Here is a 1,662-nt window from a genome sequence, read left to right on the forward strand (position 1 = left end):
GGGCTGGGCGGCGTGGGTATGCCGATGCCGAGTCGGTGCGGCTGACGTGGCGGGCTGACGTCTTGTAGCAGGCCAATGGCACCTATGGCCCTATGCGGGCATGGCCAGGCAGTTTCTCAACGGGATCGACCTTGCCAACCAGCGGGGCATCAACGCGGCCGACCCGAGCGCGGGCACTGACCTTGCCAACAAGCAGTACGTCGACAACGTCGCGCGTGGCCTGAAATGGAAGGACAGCGTCCGCGCCGCCACCACCACGAGCGGCGCGCTGGCCACGGCCTACGCGGGAGGCTCCGTCATCGACGGTGTCACCCTCGCCGCCGGTGACCGCATCCTGATCAAAAACCAGGCCAACGGCGCCGAGAACGGCATCTATGTCGTCAACGCCGTCGGTGCCCCCACGCGGGCTCCCGACGCGGACACCTCGGCCAAGGTGGGTCCCGGAATGACCATGTCGGTCACCGAGGGCACCGTCAACGACGACAGGACCTACATCCTGACCACCAACGCGCCGATCGTCCTCGGCACCACCGTGTTGTCGTTCACGCAGATGGGCGGCGGCGGCGCCTCCTACACCGCAGGTGCTGGCCTCACCGAGTCGCCCGCAGGGACGTTCAATGTCGCCGCCGGTCAGGGACTGGAGATCTCCGCTGGCGCGGTCCGGGTCGCTCCGGCGGCGCCCGGCTCCGGTCTCACCGGGGGCGGCGCGGCTCCGCTGGCTGTCGGTGCCGGGACCGGTATCTCGGTCGCTGGTAACGCCGTGGCGGTCGACACCGCCGTGGTCTCCCGCCACGTCGCGGTCAACGTCGGCGACGGAACGGCAACGCAGATCGACGTGACGCACAACCTCGGCACCTATGACGTGGCCGTCGAGGTGTTCGTCAGCTCCGGCGCCCGCGAGACCGTGGAACCCGACGTGTCCCGGCCGACCACCAACACGGTCCGGCTGGCCTTCGCTACCGCGCCGACCGCCGGGCAGTACCGGGTCGTCGTGCACGGCTGACACGGTGACCAGGCACCTGACGCCACTCCAGTTGGCGCACCAGAACTCCCCGGCCAACCCGGCGGCGGGGACCACCAGCGTGTTCGCCCGGACGGGCGACCGTTTGTACTACCGCACGGCGACCGGCGTGGAGCGCCAGGTGGAACCCGGGATCCTGTTCGTGTTCTCCCGGGCGGGCACGCTCGCCGTCAGCGTCGGTACGTTCCGCCTCTACAACGACACCGGGGAGACGCTCACCCTCAAGGCGGTGCGCACCTCGGTGGGCGTCGCCCCGGCCGGAGCCTCGGTCCTGGTGGACATCAACGTGGACGGGGCCACGGTCTTCTCGACGCAGAGCAACCGGCCGGCCATCGCCGCTGGGAACTTCACCTCCGGTGCGGTCCGCACCATGAACACCATTTCCATCGCGGACGGCAGTTACTTCACCGTCGATGTGGACGCCATCGGGACCACCGTGGCGGGCTCTGATCTGACGGTGCAGATCCTGTGCTGAAAGGGGAACACGCATGCCCTACCTGGATCAAGCCGAGCTGGCTGCCGACTCTGGCTTCCAGTTTCGCGTGAAAATCGCGATCGTCACCGCTGCCGTCCAGATCGCGGGCGGCGGGTCATCGGGCGGGTCGTCGAAGGGGAAGGCGTGCAGGTCAGAGGCCATGACG

The 1,662-nt window shown here is 68.8% G+C and carries 2 protein-coding genes; both read left to right on the forward strand.

The annotated features are described in order from the left end of the window. Window positions 1–100 precede the first annotated feature (100 nt). Window positions 101–1,003 carry a hypothetical protein gene (locus tag AB0B89_RS36330; protein WP_358562303.1) on the forward strand — a complete coding sequence of 301 codons (903 nt, stop codon included), beginning with the start codon at window positions 101–103 and terminating at the stop codon, window positions 1,001–1,003. A gap of 4 nt (window positions 1,004–1,007) precedes the next feature. Continuing rightward, window positions 1,008–1,496, forward strand: coding sequence for a hypothetical protein (locus AB0B89_RS36335; RefSeq protein WP_358562306.1), 489 nt, complete (start codon window positions 1,008–1,010; stop codon window positions 1,494–1,496). Window positions 1,497–1,662: the final 166 nt, after the last annotated feature.

This window comes from Sphaerisporangium sp. NPDC049002, assembly GCF_040649355.1.
GTDB lineage: Bacteria > Actinomycetota > Actinomycetes > Streptosporangiales > Streptosporangiaceae > Sphaerisporangium.